General features: G+C 43.5%; 20 protein-coding genes, 1 other RNA gene and 1 pseudogene. 10 read left to right on the forward strand and 12 right to left on the reverse strand.

Going from position 1 to position 17,535, the window contains the following annotated elements:
* Positions 1 to 65 precede the first annotated feature (65 nt).
* The 3 genes and pseudogenes from ssrA to ABIC84_RS04735 all read left to right on the forward strand — a co-directional run.
* Positions 66 to 434, forward strand: a transfer-messenger RNA (tmRNA) gene (gene ssrA / locus ABIC84_RS04725).
* Between the two features lie 249 nt (positions 435 to 683).
* Entirely contained in the window at positions 684 to 962 is a 279-nt protein-coding gene (locus ABIC84_RS04730; protein WP_426588254.1) for an Arm DNA-binding domain-containing protein, read from the forward strand.
* 48 nt (positions 963 to 1,010) lie between these two features.
* Positions 1,011 to 1,316 (forward strand): annotated as a pseudogene (locus ABIC84_RS04735) (phage integrase SAM-like domain-containing protein); the annotation flags it as partial.
* A gap of 143 nt (positions 1,317 to 1,459) precedes the next feature.
* Here ABIC84_RS04735 and ABIC84_RS04740 read toward each other — a convergent pair.
* From ABIC84_RS04740 to ABIC84_RS04765, 6 genes are all read right to left on the reverse strand, one after another.
* The gene (locus tag ABIC84_RS04740) at positions 1,460 to 1,897 is read right to left on the reverse strand and encodes a PfkB family carbohydrate kinase (RefSeq protein ID WP_429262817.1); all 438 of its coding nucleotides are present in this window, start codon (positions 1,895 to 1,897) and stop codon (positions 1,460 to 1,462) included.
* Between the two features lie 13 nt (positions 1,898 to 1,910).
* A complete protein-coding gene (locus ABIC84_RS04745; protein WP_426588258.1) occupies positions 1,911 to 2,063 on the reverse strand; it encodes a hypothetical protein in 153 nt (50 codons plus the stop codon).
* Positions 2,064 to 2,581: 518 nt separating this feature from the next.
* Positions 2,582 to 3,367, reverse strand: a complete 786-nt coding sequence (locus ABIC84_RS04750; protein WP_426588260.1) for a PhzF family phenazine biosynthesis protein — start codon at positions 3,365 to 3,367, stop codon at positions 2,582 to 2,584.
* 189 nt (positions 3,368 to 3,556) lie between these two features.
* Entirely contained in the window at positions 3,557 to 4,093 is a 537-nt protein-coding gene (locus ABIC84_RS04755; RefSeq protein ID WP_426588262.1) for an OsmC family protein, read from the reverse strand.
* 312 nt (positions 4,094 to 4,405) lie between these two features.
* Positions 4,406 to 4,897: a GNAT family N-acetyltransferase gene (locus ABIC84_RS04760; RefSeq protein WP_426588265.1), complete on the reverse strand. Its 492-nt coding sequence runs from the start codon at positions 4,895 to 4,897 to the stop codon at positions 4,406 to 4,408.
* A gap of 25 nt (positions 4,898 to 4,922) precedes the next feature.
* On the reverse strand, positions 4,923 to 5,984 hold the full coding sequence (locus ABIC84_RS04765; protein WP_429262818.1) for a flavin monoamine oxidase family protein: 1,062 nt from the start codon (positions 5,982 to 5,984) through the stop codon (positions 4,923 to 4,925).
* A 196-nt stretch (positions 5,985 to 6,180) separates the two neighbouring features.
* Between ABIC84_RS04765 and ABIC84_RS04770 the strand changes: the two genes are divergently transcribed.
* The 7 genes from ABIC84_RS04770 (at position 6,181) to ABIC84_RS04800 (ending at position 11,568) form a co-directional block, all read left to right on the forward strand.
* Entirely contained in the window at positions 6,181 to 7,080 is a 900-nt protein-coding gene (locus ABIC84_RS04770; protein WP_426588269.1) for a helix-turn-helix domain-containing protein, read from the forward strand.
* An 86-nt stretch (positions 7,081 to 7,166) separates the two neighbouring features.
* Complete coding sequence (locus ABIC84_RS04775; RefSeq protein ID WP_429262819.1) at positions 7,167 to 7,925, forward strand: SDR family NAD(P)-dependent oxidoreductase; 759 nt, start codon at positions 7,167 to 7,169, stop codon at positions 7,923 to 7,925.
* 128 nt (positions 7,926 to 8,053) lie between these two features.
* Positions 8,054 to 8,341 carry a hypothetical protein gene (locus ABIC84_RS04780; RefSeq protein ID WP_429262820.1) on the forward strand — a complete coding sequence of 96 codons (288 nt, stop codon included), beginning with the start codon at positions 8,054 to 8,056 and terminating at the stop codon, positions 8,339 to 8,341.
* Between the two features lie 70 nt (positions 8,342 to 8,411).
* Positions 8,412 to 9,452, forward strand: a complete 1,041-nt coding sequence (locus ABIC84_RS04785; RefSeq protein ID WP_429262821.1) for an NAD(P)-dependent alcohol dehydrogenase — start codon at positions 8,412 to 8,414, stop codon at positions 9,450 to 9,452.
* Positions 9,453 to 9,470: 18 nt separating this feature from the next.
* Positions 9,471 to 10,223, forward strand: a complete 753-nt coding sequence (locus ABIC84_RS04790; protein ID WP_429262822.1) for an SDR family NAD(P)-dependent oxidoreductase — start codon at positions 9,471 to 9,473, stop codon at positions 10,221 to 10,223.
* 69 nt (positions 10,224 to 10,292) lie between these two features.
* A complete protein-coding gene (locus ABIC84_RS04795; RefSeq protein WP_426588279.1) occupies positions 10,293 to 10,685 on the forward strand; it encodes an OsmC family protein in 393 nt (130 codons plus the stop codon).
* A 115-nt stretch (positions 10,686 to 10,800) separates the two neighbouring features.
* Positions 10,801 to 11,568, forward strand: coding sequence for an MBL fold metallo-hydrolase (locus ABIC84_RS04800; protein WP_429262823.1), 768 nt, complete (start codon positions 10,801 to 10,803; stop codon positions 11,566 to 11,568).
* A 269-nt stretch (positions 11,569 to 11,837) separates the two neighbouring features.
* Here the strand turns inward: ABIC84_RS04800 and ABIC84_RS04805 are convergent, their stop codons facing one another.
* The 6 genes from ABIC84_RS04805 to ABIC84_RS04830 form a co-directional block, all read right to left on the reverse strand.
* Positions 11,838 to 12,596, reverse strand: coding sequence for a LytR/AlgR family response regulator transcription factor (locus ABIC84_RS04805; protein ID WP_429262824.1), 759 nt, complete (start codon positions 12,594 to 12,596; stop codon positions 11,838 to 11,840).
* A 10-nt stretch (positions 12,597 to 12,606) separates the two neighbouring features.
* Positions 12,607 to 13,656: a sensor histidine kinase gene (locus ABIC84_RS04810; protein WP_429262825.1), complete on the reverse strand. Its 1,050-nt coding sequence runs from the start codon at positions 13,654 to 13,656 to the stop codon at positions 12,607 to 12,609.
* Between the two features lie 41 nt (positions 13,657 to 13,697).
* Entirely contained in the window at positions 13,698 to 14,072 is a 375-nt protein-coding gene (locus ABIC84_RS04815; protein ID WP_429262826.1) for a DUF2147 domain-containing protein, read from the reverse strand.
* 35 nt (positions 14,073 to 14,107) lie between these two features.
* Entirely contained in the window at positions 14,108 to 14,284 is a 177-nt protein-coding gene (locus ABIC84_RS04820) for a hypothetical protein (protein ID WP_426588291.1), read from the reverse strand.
* A 123-nt stretch (positions 14,285 to 14,407) separates the two neighbouring features.
* Positions 14,408 to 14,797, reverse strand: coding sequence for a hypothetical protein (locus ABIC84_RS04825; RefSeq protein ID WP_426588293.1), 390 nt, complete (start codon positions 14,795 to 14,797; stop codon positions 14,408 to 14,410).
* 7 nt (positions 14,798 to 14,804) lie between these two features.
* The gene (locus tag ABIC84_RS04830; protein WP_429263050.1) at positions 14,805 to 16,136 is read right to left on the reverse strand and encodes a TolC family protein; all 1,332 of its coding nucleotides are present in this window, start codon (positions 16,134 to 16,136) and stop codon (positions 14,805 to 14,807) included.
* Positions 16,137 to 17,535 lie beyond the last annotated feature (1,399 nt).

Here is a 17,535-nt window from a genome sequence, read left to right on the forward strand (position 1 = left end):
TTGCTAAAATTTTATATCTTTGATGGCTTTTTGCTTTATCCTTTCAGCTTTAAGCTCCAATAAATGGGGTCGACCGGAATTGACAGGATGGAGATAAGTAGGTAAGCATGCAGCGCGTTGGGTGAATTAGCGCTTTAATCTGAACACTCAAACTTACAAATGGCGAAAATAACTACGCCTTAGCTGCCTAATTTAGAATTAGCATAGCTTTTGTCCCGCCGGTTTTCCGTTTCATCGGATCGGCAACCGGGGCATCGAAAGATGAAACTGGCCTGCTTAGGGTGTGATAAGCGGGTAAGATAAAGCACCTAAGGAAGACGGTACAGGTAAGCGACTGACCTTCCCCTTCCCTACAATTAAACAGAAGCTAAGCATGTAGAAAGCTTACCTTATACCATGTTTGGACGAGGGTTCGAATCCCTCCGGCTCCACTAAGACAGGACTTCAACAGTCTAAAACGCTATAAATTGACCATTTATAGCGTTTTTTTATGTTTTATCATCCATAACAGTCTTTAAAAGTGCATAGCTCTGGAGACCTAAAGTAGGAGACCTATTTAGGTCTCCTACTTTAGGTCTCTCGAAATGCTTGTAGCATCTGTAAATCACATAAATATACAAAAAGAAACTATTTGATTTACCGGTGCATAAAGCAAGAATTTTAACACTTTAATAAGCACTAGAATGCCTAAATCATTTGCTCTTTTGTTCCAATTGAAAAGGACAAAAATGCAGTCCGGCGGGACTGCCCCTATTTATCTGCGGATAACTATAGAAAAAGAGCGAGTTGAGATTGCGACGAAACGCTCTATTGACCCCGAAAGGTGGAACTCTTTAGCCCAAAAAGTAACAGGAAATAACCCCGATGCACGTTCCATTAACGCACATCTCAAAACCCTCGAACAAAAGCCTTACGAGGTTTACCGCGAAATGATTGAGAAAAAAATTCCGATAAATTCATAATCAGTAAAAGATCATATCAATGGTATAGATAAGGCCGAACCCTGCCGTATGCTGGTAGAAATATTTGAAGATCATAATCGCCAGATGGAGGCGTTAATAGGTCGAGAATTTGCGCCAGCCACAGCTATACGTTACCTAACCACCCTCAAACACGTGACAGATTTCCTTAAATGGAAGTACAAAATTTCCGACATCAACATCCGTGAATTAGATCATGAGTTTGTAACCTCATTGGAGTTTTGCCTTCGAACAATGAGGAAATGCAACAATAATTCTGCAATTAAGTACATCAAAAACCTGAAAAAAATAGTTCATATCTGCGTTGCTAATGACTGGCTTCCGAAAAGCCCGTTTATCAATTATAAGTCGAAAATCAAAGAAATTATCAGAGTTCTTTCAAGCCAAGAATTGGAAACCATGGCCAACAAAAAATTAGTTAGTGCGAGGTTAACGCAATTATGTGATGTTTTTTTGTTTAGCTGTTATACTGGATTAGCCTATGCTGACGTGAAGAAATTAAACCGTGCAGAAATCAGCACTGAAATCGATAACCACAAGTGGATATTCACTACCCGACAAAAAACAGAAACAGCAAGTCGAAGAGCCGCAAGGAACGAATCACCGCTGCCTATGGTATCGGCCACGTTTATTTTATAAGCGGGGTAATCGTACCTGAACATCGGGGTATGATAAGTGGCACCGGTACCACCTTTGGTGATCAGCACTTCCTTTACCCCGAACCGCGAGAACAGCAGGTCTACACAATCGCTTTCTATTTCGCAGGCAGCATCGTGCCAGTTGGCAATTATCAATAGTTCGACTGCATTTAGATTTACGAGGTCCGCATGGTTCAGCAGATCGGTAATGGTGCCAACTGAATAATGCGGTGTCCGCAGGTTGACATCAAACACACGGTAGCTGGCATGGCCTATCATTTTTAAAAGCGTACTACGAGCCTATTACCGTACCCATAAGCGCGATAGAAATAGTCAGTCCGTGTTCTACTACTGACAGGTGCCAATATTGCTGAATTGATTTTTCAGCGCCCGATATTACCGCTGTATCAAAGCCAAAAAGGAAGCCGCCAAGGGCTACGACCATGGACTAGGCCAGGACAGAATGTTTTCTCATAAATCTAATAAAGGTGTTACCTTGGTTTTAACTATCGCAAAGTAGTTGCATTCTCGGATACACCGTTACCAATTTCATATCAAAAACGTTCAAATATTGAACAATAAATAATATATTGATTTACAGGTTATTATAATCAACCCACAGTAACCTTTAAATCTCCGGATCTGTTTTTGTAACCTGCTTAAGACAATTTTGATACATTCAGTAAACAACTCAGGGTTCACCACCCAACAGCTGTTGTAAAGGTCACAAGTACCGGTAGCCCACCATTGTCTTATTGATTTATATTTAGCGTCCGAGACTTTAAAAACGACTGTACTTACATCGCTTAAAGACCGCTTGCTATCCATCTCAGGCATTGATGAAACACGTGTAGCTGGTATGTATGACTTGTTTTAGTTAAGGTCTTTTTCGAGACTGCGGTTAGTTGAAACACATTATAACCGGAATTTCTTATTCATCCGTGTATATTTATTAGCCTGCTTTCATATCATTATTTCTCCCTGCATATACAATACCGCCCGGCCGCTGATATTAACCCTATTGTTCAGCAGACGGCATTGCAATTCACCGGAACGTTCGGATAGCTGGCGGGCAAGAAATTCTGTTTTAGCCATTTGTGCTGCCCAGTAAGGAATAAGTGTTGTATGAGCGGATCCGGTAACGGGGTCCTCATTTACGCCAACAGCGGGTGCAAAGAAACGGGACACAAAATCACTATCAACGCCTTTTGCTGTTACGATCACCCCTCGTGCATCTAAGTTCGCGATCGTCTGCAGCCTGGGTTCCAGTGTGGCAATATCTTCCTGGTCTTTAAATACTAACATGAAGTCTGTTTTGCCTTTGTAAGCTGCAATGGGGACCTTGTCCGTAGCCATTAAAAGTTCTGCTGTCATACCTACCGGAGAAAACTGATCCGCCGGAAAGTCAAGTACATATTTATCGCGTTGAACCGTTACGGGCAAGGTACCACTACGTGGAGAATGGAACGGGATCGTGTTATCGCTGAAGTCTTCATACTGATGCAGTACGAAAGCCGTTGCGAGTGTAGCATGGCCGCAAAGGTCGACTTCTGTATTGGGTGTGAACCACCTAATTTCGATAGCGGCAGCCCGTCGTACATAGAAAGCCGTCTCCGAGAGATTGTTCTCTTTCGCAATTCGCAATAATATGTCATCGTCCAACCATTCTTCCAATGGACACACCGCTGCCGGGTTACCTTTGAAAATCGTATCCGTGAAGGCGTCTACCTGATAGATCTTTATTTTCATAACTGTTATATTTAATTGTAGAATTACAAACCATTTTCTTTTCTTTTTATAGTCGCATTACAGCTTTGCTTTGTTCTTTGTGTAGCAACCACAATCAGCGCTGTAATAGGAGAACAGACGTAAAAACCCATATGATCTGCACTGAAAAGACCGGGTGGTTTGCCCGGTCCTTCAAACCATAAGCATGGGTTAAAGTTGCTTGTTGATCGTGATTTTCACTGGATCGGCCATGGTCCTGTAGCCGGGCGAAACCTTGCGGACATGCTCAACCAGGTCATCATAATCTTTCTGCGTACCGCTTCCGGACACCTCAAAGTTGAACTGTAATTCCTCAAAGCCCACGCTTACGTCCGGGTCCACTTCAAGAAACCCTCTCAGATCAAGATGACCTGCAACAGATAATCTTACATTGTCCAAACGGATACCCTTGCTTGTCGCTCCGGCGACGAAACCAACCATCATACAGCCGGCCATACCTGCAAGCATATAGTCCTGTGGATTAGGGTTAAGATTATCTCCTAATAGCTCTTCCGGCTCCCCGATCATAAAAGAAAACTGCCTGGCGATTTTGGAAGATCCTACTTGTTTGGGATGAGTAGTAATCTCCGTGTTGACGCCACCTTTCCAATTTGCGGTAACTCCTACCGAGGTAATTGCTTCATCAGCATTACTTCTGATCGATTCGATATAGCCGTTTAAGGCTTCTAAATTAATTTTGTTTAACATAAACTTACTTTCTAAATAACCTGAACAAAGGTATGAGGACACGATATGGCTTAAAATGGACATAACCGTAAATAAATGGTAATAATGGGGCATACCCGGACCAGGGAGAAGCCCCTGTTGTTTGCCATCATGAGCAAAAAATTTCAGGCAACTTCCTGTAAGGCGAATTGTACACCTATTGCCTCAAGTTTTCTTTCAAGTCCTGATGTATGAGTGCAAAAACCAAAACATTGTAACTATTGTTTAAAGGGAAATTCTTCCCTGTCAAAAAGCATTTCGGCTTCTGCTACTTCATGTGATTGCCTGTTTTCATCATTGGTTTTCCTGGAGGCTTATATTTTTTTCCATGTAAACCGTTCCGATTACCGGATTATTGAAATAGGGTGGTATTTCCTCAAACCCTAAAGAATGGTAAAGCGATTTCGCTTTTAGCAATGAAGGGATCACATCTAGCCGAACCTTTTTGTAACCCAGTTGCTGCGCACTTTCCAACACTTTCTGTAACAGAATTAATCCAATCTTCAGGCCGCGGTAAACATTTTTAACGTAGAGTCTTTTCAATTCTGCCATTTCCCAATTTATCTTCCGGATTCCCACACAGCCTGCAACCAGATCACCATCAAATGCGAGGATAAATACACCTTCAGGTGAACTATATTTCTGCTCCATGGAGGAAAGCTCATTCGGAAGATCCATATAGGTCAGATCGACGCCCAGGGTTTTCACGTATTCCAATATGATTTCTCTGCAGCGCCCAAAGTCGTCCCGGCTTTCAGCAATTTTGTAGGTTATGTTCTTTTTCATTTACGTGAGTATTTTGGGCCGAGACTTAATCCTTAACTAATCGTAAGGCAGTTTCCTTTGCGGAAGCAACCGCGCCTTCCATATACCCCCCAAATTGCCAGGCGGTTTCTGTTCCGCAAAATAACAATTTTCCGGCCATATAGGATCGCTTCAACAATGGGTGCCCGTTGTTCTGGTGTGGCCGCTGGTTGACAGGGCTGCCGGATATCAGGTATTTATCGTTCCAGACCTTATCCAGATATACGGAAGGTGCGGCGGCCTGCTCGCCAAAAAGCTCAACCAGGTGCTTCTTTACCAATTCCTTCCTGACTTCCTGACTATAGTATGCGGCCCCGCCATTTAAAAAGCCGGTAAATCCGAATTTGTTCCCCGCCTTGTTGGTATGGTCATACATTTCAGAGACGATCCCGGCATGACTGTAAAGCATGCCCGAATAGCCGTTTTTCCGCCAGAATGCGCTGGGATATTCGAGCGCGAACTTAACAGAACCTGCCATCCATGTCTGCACAGCGGGCAACACTTCTGTAATGTCGGAAGGTAGCGCAGGATCAAAAGATAACTCAGCGGATATGAGCTGGGGAGGCAAACAAAGTACAACCTTCCCGGCAAAAACAGATTCGCCTGAATCGGTGAATATTTTCAGACTTTCACCATGATCTTCAATTACTTTTATTTTTGTACTTAGTCTGAGGGTATTGCTCTTTATTTTTTTTTCAAGGGCGTCGATTAATTGTTGAGTGCCGCCGCCCAGGCGATATGAGGGAGACTCGGATTCCGGTACAAAGAACTTTTGCGGCGGCTCGAAAGATTTGGTTTGAAAAAGTGAAATGCCTCTGGCAAACTGATGAAATTTTTCAAGTCCAAGCTCATCGATCAGACCCAAGAGATTAGTGTGCAGGTCAGAGAACCAAGTAGCTCCAAGTTCCAGCGGTGTTCCCAATGTGCCCTCGATGGTCTCTATCCTTCCTCCCACCCGGGCAGACGCCTCTAAAATGACAGGCGTAATCCCTTTTTTTGTTAACTCATACGCGAGTGACAGTCCGCTTAACCCCGCCCCGGCGATAATGATTTGTTCGCTCTTTTTCATAACGCGAAATTGAAGTATGAGGTGAATGATAAAAACGGACATATTGGAAAAGAAATGGTAGATATCGGCAAGAAAAATAGTTGCATGGATTGTTTGATCGTTGAACGGATATAAATCTATAATTTAGATGTCTAAATAAACAATACAGGTTAGATGTGACTGCACAGCACGCCGCAATAATAAGGAACTACATAGCATGAAAAAACAGGATACAGACAAAATAAGCGAATACCACCTTAACCTGAACCAGCCGAAGAAACCGCAGTTCACTATGTTCGATCTCGGCGAATACTTAAAGGAACATATAGTACATGCGAGTAAGGCCCACATCCATAGCTTTTACCAGATCATCTGGTTCAGGGGAGGCCGCGGCAGGCACTTCGTGGACTTTAAGGAATATGAGGTTACAGACAATTCCATTTTCTTTATTGCTAAAAACCAGGTTCATTATTTTGACGGAAATCCGGATTACCGCGGTATATTGATTCATTTCAATGAACCTTTTCTGGTTCAAAAAGACAGTGAATTCGAATTCTTTCTGAATTATGACCTGTTTAACAACCCTTACCAGCAACCTTCCTGTTGTGTCGGAAGCGGTATAGACCATATTTTAGAGGGATATCTGGAACTGATGAAAGCCGAGCTGGTCAACCCTGAGGCCTTTGCCCAGGAAGAATTACTGCGGATCTACCTGAAAGCTTTTATGATCCAGGTACAACGGCGCAGAAATGAGTTCCAGGAAAAGGATGGAAAGGCGGCTTCTCAGATTGACGAAAAGCGGCTTCAGCTCATGCGGTTTATTAACATGATAGACGAAAATTATAAAAAAGGTTTCACTGTGGCCGAGTATGCGCAGGCTTTGTATGTATCCGCCCGGACTTTAGCCGACCTCACCAATCAGCTGGTAGGCAAGAGCCCTTCGTTGATGATACAGGAACGGATCATCCTGGAAGCCCAGCGCATGCTCTTGCATTCCCCCCTCAACGTAAACCAGATCGGCTATAGCCTGGGCTTCGATGACGCTTCTTATTTTGTAAAGTATTTTAAGAAACATACCGGGATATCTCCGTCCGAATTCCGCAGATCAGTTTCCTAAAAGTACCATTTGTTTTCGGATCTGTTCATTTTATATGACCGGCGCCCTGTTGAACTTTGCTTAAACAAATATTCACAGGACAATAAATGGAACAGGCATTAATTATAGGAGGCTCGACCGGGATCGGCAAAGCTACGGCTGCCAGGTTGTTACAAGAAGGTATTGAAGTGACACTTGTCGGCCGTCACCTTCGCACCCTGGAGGAAGCAAAAAAAGAACTGGGAGATATCGGCCCTATTGTTCGCACTTTTTCTTTGGACCTTGCTAATATGAAAGATGTCGAATGCTTCAACAAGGAGCTAGGCACCTCATTGCCTCGTCTCAGATATCTGGTTAACTCCGCCGGTTATTTCTTCCTCAAACCGTTTATGGAGCATACCACGGCTGATTATGACAGGTACCAGAGCTATACGAAGGCTTTCTTTTTCATCATACAGGCATCGGCAAAAATCATGAAAGAAAATGGTGGCGGCTCAATGGTCAATATTGGCTCTTTTTCCGCTAACCAGGCCTTGAAAAGCGCCCCTGCCTCAGCTTATTCGGTTGCAAAGTCGGGTTTGCTCGGTCTTACCAAACAATTGGCTGTTGAACTCGCGGACTGGAACATCAGGGTCAATGCGGTATCCCCCGCTTTCGTTATTACACCGATTTATAAAGCATTTATCCGGGAAGATCTGATCGCAGAAACGCTGCACCGGTACGACGGGTTCCATCCAATCGGGCGGGTCGGTCTGCCCGATGATGTAGCAGGTACAATTGCCTTTTTGTTGTCGGATAAGACTGCCTGGGTCACCGGTGCCATCTGGGATGTTGATGGCGGGGCAATGGCAGGCAGAAGCGAGTAATCGTTCAAGCCTTCTTCTTGCCAAAATCTACCATTTTAATACCGATATCTCCATTTTATCAGCGGAAGTTAAGACGGAACTTTGTATCACAATTTAAAACAAATATTTAATCATTAAAAATTAAAGAAATGTCAAAAGCATATTTAGCGATCACCTTAAAGATTGATGAGGCAGACAGGGCAAATGCTGCCGGAGTTTATACAAAATTCAAAGCGCCATTCCTTGATACCATCAAAGGGGCAACCTCAAAAGAGCTGCTGATCCGTGATCAGGACGTACAGGTTCTCCATGGTTTTAATTCTGCCGAAGATGCAGGCGCGTATCTGTCAAGTGAACTCTTCAACAACGATGTTGTGGTGGGATTAAAACCTTTTCTTAAAGACAATCCTGATGTCAGGATCTATTCGGTTGCATAAGAAATAATTTTAAACAACTGTGGAAATGCTGTCCGGTGGCAGCATTTTCATACTTAAAACATTCAGAGTTATGATAAAATCAAAAGGATATGCGGCGCATAACGCTTCATCCGGGTTAGTACCTTTCGAATTTGAAAGGGCTGAACCAGGCAAAGAAGAGGTGTTAATAGATATTTTATACTGCGGCATCTGCCATGCAGATATTCACCAGGCAAAAAATGAATACGGTGGCACGATGTATCCGCTGGTTCCCGGACATGAGATCATCGGAAGAGTTAAGGCAACGGGTGAAAATGTGACAAAATTCAGATCCGGTGATCTGGTAGGAGTTGGTTACTTTATCGATTCGTGCAGGCATTGCAGTAGCTGCAACGAACAGGAGGAGCAATACTGCGAGAACGGTATTACCCCAACACAGAACGGAAAAAAAGCTGATGGGACAGTAACCAAAGGCGGTTATTCGGACAGTATCATTGTCGATGAGCAATATGTGCTGAAAGTTTCAGAAGACCTGGATTCAGCGGCGGTAGCCCCGCTGCTGTGCGCCGGCATTACCGCCTATTCTCCTTTGCGGCATTGGAAAGTGGGAAAAGGGCATAAAGTTGCCGTGTTAGGATTGGGCGGTATAGGTCATATGGCCGTTAAGTTCGCCTCATCGTTTGGAGCAGAGATTACTGTGCTGAGCGGCTCGCCCTCAAAACAAGAAAGTGCATTAAAACTTGGCGCGGATCATTTTGTGCTTACATCTGACAAGTTACAGATGAAAGATGCTGCTTCGTCTTTTGACTTCATCATTGATACGGTATCTGCCAAACATGACTATAATACCTATCTGAACCTTCTTAAAAAGGACGGTACCATGATACTGCTCGGCGTACCGCCGGAAGCACCACAGCTTGCGGCATATATGCTGATCTCAAAAAGAAGACGGGTGGTAGGTTCGATGATCGGCAGTATTGGCGAAACGCAGGAAATGCTGGATTACTGCGCAGCGAACAATATCACTTCAGAAGTGGAAGTAATCGCGCCCGATTATATCAATAAAGCTTTCGAGCGGACTTTGAAAGGCGATGTACAGTACAGGTTCGTCATTGATATGAACATAATATAAAAATTCAAGAAAAAAATCATGATACAGGCATTAATTATTGGCGGCACAACCGGAATGGGAAAAGCCACCGCGCAGCTTTTATTACAAAAAGGAATAGAAGTTACCATTGTCGGCAGAGCCGATAAAAATCTTGACAACGCAAAAGCGGAATTATCAGCGTTTGGAGCGGTAAAAACGAAAGGCGTAGATCTTTTCGACTTAGATAAAGTAAAAGCATTCGCCGCTTCTTTGCAAATTGAAATGCCCGATTTGAAACACCTGGTAAATGCAGCAGGCTATTTCAGCCCAAAATCGTTCCTGGAACATACTGAACAGGACTACGACGTTTACCACAACTTCAACAAAGCCTTTTTCCTGATCACCCAGGCAGCTGTCCGGGTAATGCAGGGGAATGGCGGCGGTTCTATTGTGAACATCGGGTCTATGTGGGGTAAACAGGCCATCAAAGCTACCCCGTCATCCGCTTATTCTATGGCCAAAGCCGGCTTGCATAGTTTAACACAACACCTGGCCATGGAATTGGCAGACAGCAACATCCGCGTAAATGCGGTTTCCCCGGCCGTGGTAGTAACACCGATCTATGGTTCGTTCATTGAAGAAGGTAAAATTGAAGAAACCTTACAGGGCTTCAATGATTTCCACCCAATTGGACGGGTAGGCAGGCCGGAAGATATCGCGAAAACCATCGCGTTCCTTTTATCGGATGACGCAAGCTGGGTTACCGGAGTGATCTGGGACATAGACGGCGGCGTAATGGCCGGCAGAAATTAAAACTAACTAATAATTTATCCTGTAAAAAGGGGACGGCTAATGGCGTCCCCTTTTATAAAAAATAAAATCATGTCAAAAAAAGTCGAAGTAAAATATCAGGGAAAATACAAATCAACAACCAAATCCCCCTTAAATGAAGAAGAAATAACCGTAAATGCTGTTCGTTTTACACCGGTTGATTTATTGGCTAGCGCTTATGGAAGCTGTCTGCTGGGGACAATAGACTATGAAGCACATAAAAATCAATTTGAAACGCCGGCGGCGAGAAGCGAAATTGTATATGAAATAGACGATGTTAAATCGAAAGTATCCGAAATCAATGTTAAGATCTTTTTGGGAAAGGAATATACCGCCGAACAAAAAGGCGTTATTGAAAAGGCGGCGAAAGAGAAATGTCACGTCGGCAATACCATTGATCCGAATATTCCAAGGAAGTACGAGTTTTTTTATAACGCAGAATAATTTACGGTCCGTGCTAAGGGAAATATGGGCGCATTAAAATGCCTCATATTTTTCATTACCATAATAGCTCGGGTGCTTTCAGACGCCCTCAATCAGGGAACAAAATAGGTTAAGTATGTCAGATATAACGAGTATAGAATTGATAAGGAATGCCACGTTGCTTATCAATTATGGAGGCAAGAAGATTTTGGTAGATCCGATGTTTTCTGCAAAAGGAGCATTTGAATCTTTTGGCGGCATAGCCAAAAACCCGGTCGTCGATCTTCCTGTCAGCATCAAACAAATAACGGAAGGACTTGACCTTGTCCTGGTCAGCCATACACATATCGACCACATGGATCCAAAGGCACAGAAAGTACTGGATAAGAATCTTCCTTTTTTTATCCAGCCGTCCGATAAGGAATTCTTTGTGGGAAAGGGTTTCAGGAATGTAAGGGTTATCGAATGCACTACCACCTGGGAAGGTATTACCATTTGCCGGACGGTTGGGCAGCATGGCAGCGGGGAAATTCTCCAAAAAATGGGGCATACATCGGGATTTATTCTGCAGAAGAAAGGATATCCAACCATATATATCATAGGTGACAGCATTCTGACGCTGGAGGTAACGATGACCATCGAAAGGTTTAGGCCGGATATCATCGTAACAAACTCAGGCGGTGCCGTAGTACCCGGGTTTGAAGACAGTCCTATTTTAATGGAAGAAAAACAGACGATGGAACTGATAAAACGAAGCGGTAGTGCAAAAGTAATAGCCGTGCATATGGAAGCCCTGGATCATTGCAGGACCACAAGAGCGTCTTTACGGCAGTTGGCTATTCAGCAACATATCAGCGAAAGCAAATTACTGATCCCGCTGGACGGTGAAAAGATACTTTTTTAAATTGCCTAAAGTTCTGTTCACTTAAACGGTTGTATTCCCATATCTACGAAGCTTTTCAAAGCTCATGCGGAACGTCTATAAAAGCGGTCAGGCCATCTTTAGGAGTTATAGTTTTATACGGATCATTTTTTTGACAAAGTAATTCAACAGGATAGCTATACCAGCTTCCTGCACATTTTTAAACATTAAATTAGTTTCTTAAATCAGGATTTGAATGAGATCAATCCCATTATCCAATAACGATGAGGTTTTTCGCTGCTCTATCAATCCTATTGGTTCAACCACTTTTTGAGTTGGGTCGATCTCTCCCTGCTCATCAGCACATGCTCATCCAGTGGTGGCAAAAGTTCTATTTTCAATTGACCGTTAAAAGACTGATGGATCTTATGGATGGCTTTTAATGAAACGATGAATTGTCGGCTTATCCGGAAGAAGATCTCCGGGTCCAACTCCTTTTCCAATATTTCCAAGGTTTGATCTACAACAAATCGTTGCGCATTGTGCGTAACCAAAAACGTTATCTTATTTTCCGAAGTAAAATAGGCAATGTCCCCGCCGATAATGAGGATATACCGGTCCCGGTAAGCAACCAGAAACCTGGTCCGGTAAACAGGTTGTTTTGACTGCATACTTTTAATCAATTGCAGTATGCTTTCATCACTTCCCGATCTTGAAAGTGACCTGGCCTTGCGGATGCTTTTCTCCAGTTTATCGGCTTCCAGGGGTTTCGGCAGGTAATCAATACCATTGACCTCAAAAGCTTTTAACGCGTACTCGTCATAAGCCGTAATAAATATAACGGGGGCCGTGATGGTTACCTGGTTAAAGATCTCAAAGCTTAATCCATCGGTTAGCCTGATATCCATAAAAATCATATCCGGCTGCACATGCGTTTTCAGCCATTCGATACTGGCTTGCACCGTTTGAATACTCGTTATCACCGTTATATTGTCGTCTAAAGCGTGAAGCATTTTTTCGAGGCGTTGTATGTTAGGCAGCTCGTCTTCAATGATTAAAACACCTGGCATAATATCTATTTTAATAATTATCCGAATCGATTAATGGTATTTCCACCTTGAAAAAAGCACCGTCGTCCTTAATAACAGGCGCTTGCTGATTCATCAGACGATACCTGTCCAGGATATTGTTAAGCCCCATTTGTATGCCGGGTTCGGTAGTCGCTTTGGGCATTTTATTATTTTCTACGATCATGGCATTTCCGCCGGGGAAATAGATATGGATGTTCAGCGGTAAGCCGGTGCTGAATACATTGTGTTTGATGGCATTCTCTATCAATAGCTGCAGCGTTAAAGGAGGCAGACTTGAATGTAACGCCTTTCCCATATCCCCTATCCGGACGTTTATGCCTGCTCCATACCTGATCTGGTATAAAAACAAATAATTCTTAATAAACTCCAGCTCTTCTGTCAATGGAATCAGGTTCTGCGCCCGGTTCGTGAGCATGTACCGATAGATCGAGGATAATTTGGCGACATAGGCAACAGCCACAGCGGGCTGATCTTCGATCAGCGCGGTGACGATACTCAGGTTATTGAACAGAAAATGCGGGTCAAGTTGCAATTTAAGGGCCTCCAGTTGTGCCTGCGTGGTTAACTGCTCCATTTCAAGGATCAGTAACCTGGCATCGTTCCATTTGTAAAAGAAATGTTCTGCCGCGAAAACGGCTGTGACCAAAAGAGAAAATATTACACCGATGATAACCGTCTGTCTTTCCATTAGTTCATCATAACCGAAATATGCCGGAAACCTAACTTCAAAGAACAAACGCAGTATAATGTAAATAACGACAATATGCAGCGCGAGCTGAATGCCAAACCTGCTTTTAAACCTGTTTTCCCATGGATACCATTTGTTCAGCATCCCGGTAAGCTGAATTCCTGTTTCAAATAATACGGCCGCGTAGGCAACACTGAAAGTAAACTCCAGGAGGAAATCGCCAAATGCATAATAACGCCAACTGTTAAAAGTCCGCTCGAAGGGATTGATCAGCGTCAGGATCCGGTATAAAACCAATCCAAACCCCGGATAACCGTAAATCCTGAATAACCGGTAGCTGTGTTTGCGCATGTGTTAAAATAAGGATAACTGTATTAAATAAACAGAATGGTTCAATTGACACGTTTCCAGGTTTCATTAAAGCTTAAAAAGCCCCATTTAACTTTGAGCTGCAGTTCCGTACCGGTATCGTTGATAATAAACCACCCGTGATAGGTTTTATTATCTTTAGGGTCGATCACAATCCCTTCAAAAATCTTCGCCGCTGCCGGCTTCAGTTCCTTAGCAATGATCTTGTTGTTGTTATTTTTATCTTTTTCTGTTTCGGTACCGATCTGTCTGGCTGTAAACAGTTGTCCTTCGGGATAAAATTCGATAATATCTTTATCCGGAGTTTGCCATTTGCCTGTTATCGCCAACTGTTGTGCATGAGAGATCAGACCGAAAAAAACTGAAAACATGGTAGTCATAAAAGTGTATTTACACATGATCATAAAATTTAAAAGGCTGTTATACTTATAATTTATAAAGGGGCTTTGATACCGATGAGCGCGCTGATACCGCTCAGGTGCGTGTTAGAACTTTTAGGAACGTTGGGTATGGTGGACCCCTGCCCTTCCAAAAAGAAGGTAAACGATTTAGATATTTTATAATTAATACCGGCCCCCGGCATTGACATACAGGTAAGTACCAGATACATTGTTGTAGTTGATGGTATTGGTGTTACTATCAAACGTAGTAGCCGGGTAATCAATAAAAGAAGCGCCTACCCCGGCTAACACGAAGGGCTGCCATCGGCCAAAGCTATGCTGATAGCCTGCGCTTAGGCCCAGGTTGGTGCTATTGGCTTTGACATCGATCTGTGATCTAATGCCATCAATGTATTCTGGGATTTAAAATTTACTGCGGTTTGGCCGAACTGAAGCTTGACAAAATAATTCTGATGATAGTTTAGCTGCAAAGAAGTCATTGCATTGGAACCGAAATTTGTTTTTTTATCCTTAACATTATCGTAGGGAATAAAAACACCGACGGAGCCGCCAAAATCCAGGTACAGGTTCCGTGTGGAATGATCGTCGGAATTTTGCGCCGGGGCAGCGTGGGCCGATAAAATCGTAAATATCAATACCAGGAGCCATTTGTTGTTCATGAGCGATGTTAACGGGTGGACAGGTTTTATACCCGAGTTATAATAATTCATTCTGTTATTCATATTAGTTTTAAAGTATGTTCCCGGTCGCCTTGTAATAGCCGGCAACCGCGGCGAGGTATTCAAAAACGCTTTGGGTATAATCATTATCCGCCTGTACCATTTGCAGTTCCGCGTCAGCGACATCGGTATATTTGGCGAAACCTTTTTGCCATCTTGCCTTTATAAAGGCCAGTGCCTGTTCCCGGGCATATTGGATATTTTTTTGCCCCTTTATCTTTTCCGTACTTTCTGTAATAGCCAGGCGGTTATTGCTCACCTGCAGGTTGGCCTGGTTCTCTAATACGCTGCGCGCTGTGATTGCCTGCTCTAATGCCAGCTTGCTTTGTTTAACCCTGGCATCTGTACGGAACCCGGTGAAGATGGGGATACTGAGCTGTACATCTACATAAAAACTGTTGGGTACGTTGTAACGGGCAAAATTGAAATTATCAGACTGTGCCTGCAGCGTATACTGGCCGACGAAAGCCAGTGAAGGCAGATATTTTGACTGCTCGTTTTTAACCTGCTGCTGTGCGATCTGTGTTTTCCAGTCGTTAGCCCTGAAATCGGGGCGCTTGAGGTTATTGGCCTTCAGGGTATCATTGATCAGGTTTTGTTGTTCGCCTACCAATTGTACACCGATGCTGTCTGTCAGTTCCAGATCTTTGTCAAGCGGCAGATTTAAAAGAGATTTCAGGTAATTACCTGATTGCTTAACGGCTGTACCTACTTTACTGCAATTGATCTTCATCAGTTCCACATTACTCCAGGCGCCCAGCGTATCGCTTTTATTGGCGTAGCCTTTAACAAATAATTGCCGGCTGTCATTTAAATTACGTTCGGAGCGCTTCAGTGACGCGTCGGTCAAAACCTGGTTCTGCCGGGCGATTAAAATATTGAAATAGGCTTTTCTGATCTCATCGGCGAGTTCCCAGCGGCTTAATTCCAGGTTGGCATTATTCAGGCTTTCATCCAGGTGTGCTGTCTTTACATTTCCCGATATTTCCTGGTTAAAAAGCGGCATGCTGACATTGACATTGCCGTTATACGCGTTTTTGGATGATGCCGGTATAGCCTGTAATTGCTTGTCATCAAACACGATCTGCGAAGCGGAATTAATACTAAACACGGGTAAAAAGAAAACTGCCGGTTTAATGTTCCTAACGTATTCGACAGTAATCCCAACCTGCGGATACAGGTATGACTGCGCTTCTTTAAACCATATTTTGCTTTCTGCGCATCGATCTGTGCTAACCTGATCTGCTGATTGGCGTCCAACCCAGCTACTACCGCTTGTTTCAGAGATAGCGGCACTTTTTCCTGTGCATGAGCAGGACCCATCAGACCAAAGCTCAGCAATAAACCTATGGTAGCAGGCAGCACGGTTTTAGCCGTTTTATTACTAAACAACCTTTCCCATAATTTACCCAGGTTTGTTGTCAACCGCATCATCGCATTATAAACCACCGGAACAACAACCAGTGTCAGGAACATGCTGCTGCTTAAACCGCCGATGAGCACCCAGGCCAGGCCGCTGCTGAAGGTTTCTGAATGCGGTTTTAAAATAATTGCAGAACATACGATTGTGTTTTAATTTTTCGAGAACCCGGTTTGGTGGGCTTTCCGAACACAATTACCGGCCGCCGATGCGGCAAAGTGGCCAACTTATCAAATGGCCATTCTTTTTTCAGGTTGTTTTTGTATTCCACAGGGGTCTTTCCGGTCATTTCTTTAAAAACCCGATGAAGGTTCTTTGGGAATTGAATCCCGACTCGAAGGCGATGCCGAGCAGAGTCAGATGGTCCCGGATGATGGTCTCGAGCTTAAATATTCCCTTGCTGGCGATACCTGCCTGACTCAATAAAGCTTGTCATGATCGTTTTCACAACGACAATTGTTTCGCAAATTTAGATGGCCTCGTTTTAATCAACTGATAAAGATATTATCGTGGGCAGAAAAGTTAAGGTAACCGATAGCATAGGCGATCTCGCTAATAGGTCAATAAGGTATTACATATAGTGGGAGTCTTTCGATAGTTATAGCTATTTGCTATATTTGAATAACCAATTATGTTTCTATTTTTTTTGAGGAGCTGCCTAATCTCCTTACACGGCTACCATCGTTGCACTCGCCCCTGCTCCCAAAAAGACCTGCCCTTGTGGCAAAAAAAAAACGGATCCAAACATGGAACGCATTCGCCGAACGTTTTTCATGAAGACATTTCTGTTTTGGCTTCCGTTGAAACGTTATAGATGTTATGAGTGCACGCGTAACCGGTGGACCTTTGGGTAATATTTGAAAGCGGGGACGCATACCATAACCTTCTACCCTACGATCAACAAATGGGAATACGGCAGCGACCTTTTCGATGGGTTCGTCGTTACAGAACTTCGACATATAGGTGACTTAAGACAAAAAAGCACAACAGCAGGAAAGCCTTTGTAATCGTCGAACGTCATTCAGCTATCGCATATCAGAAAAAGATTGCTGTTCAAAATATACCGGCCTTCCCTATGCATCTGGCAGTTGTCCAAGCGGTACCAGGAACATTTGTCCGTTGTACGTAACCGGCAGTTCAGCTATATCCGGGCTGGAAGGATACGTAAGGGCGGTGTTACCCTAAAACAAATTAAAGTAACTTTGCAGTAGCTTATGTGAGGCGTCTTTAATTTATGCGATGCTCCAAAAGCAGACCGGCTCATGGTTCATTGGCTCAATGACAGCGACCAAATTTGGGTCGTGCGTGCGTAGGTTAATTA

The sequence above is a fragment of the Mucilaginibacter sp. 3215 genome, assembly GCF_050433785.1.
Classification (GTDB): Bacteria; Bacteroidota; Bacteroidia; order Sphingobacteriales; family Sphingobacteriaceae; genus Mucilaginibacter.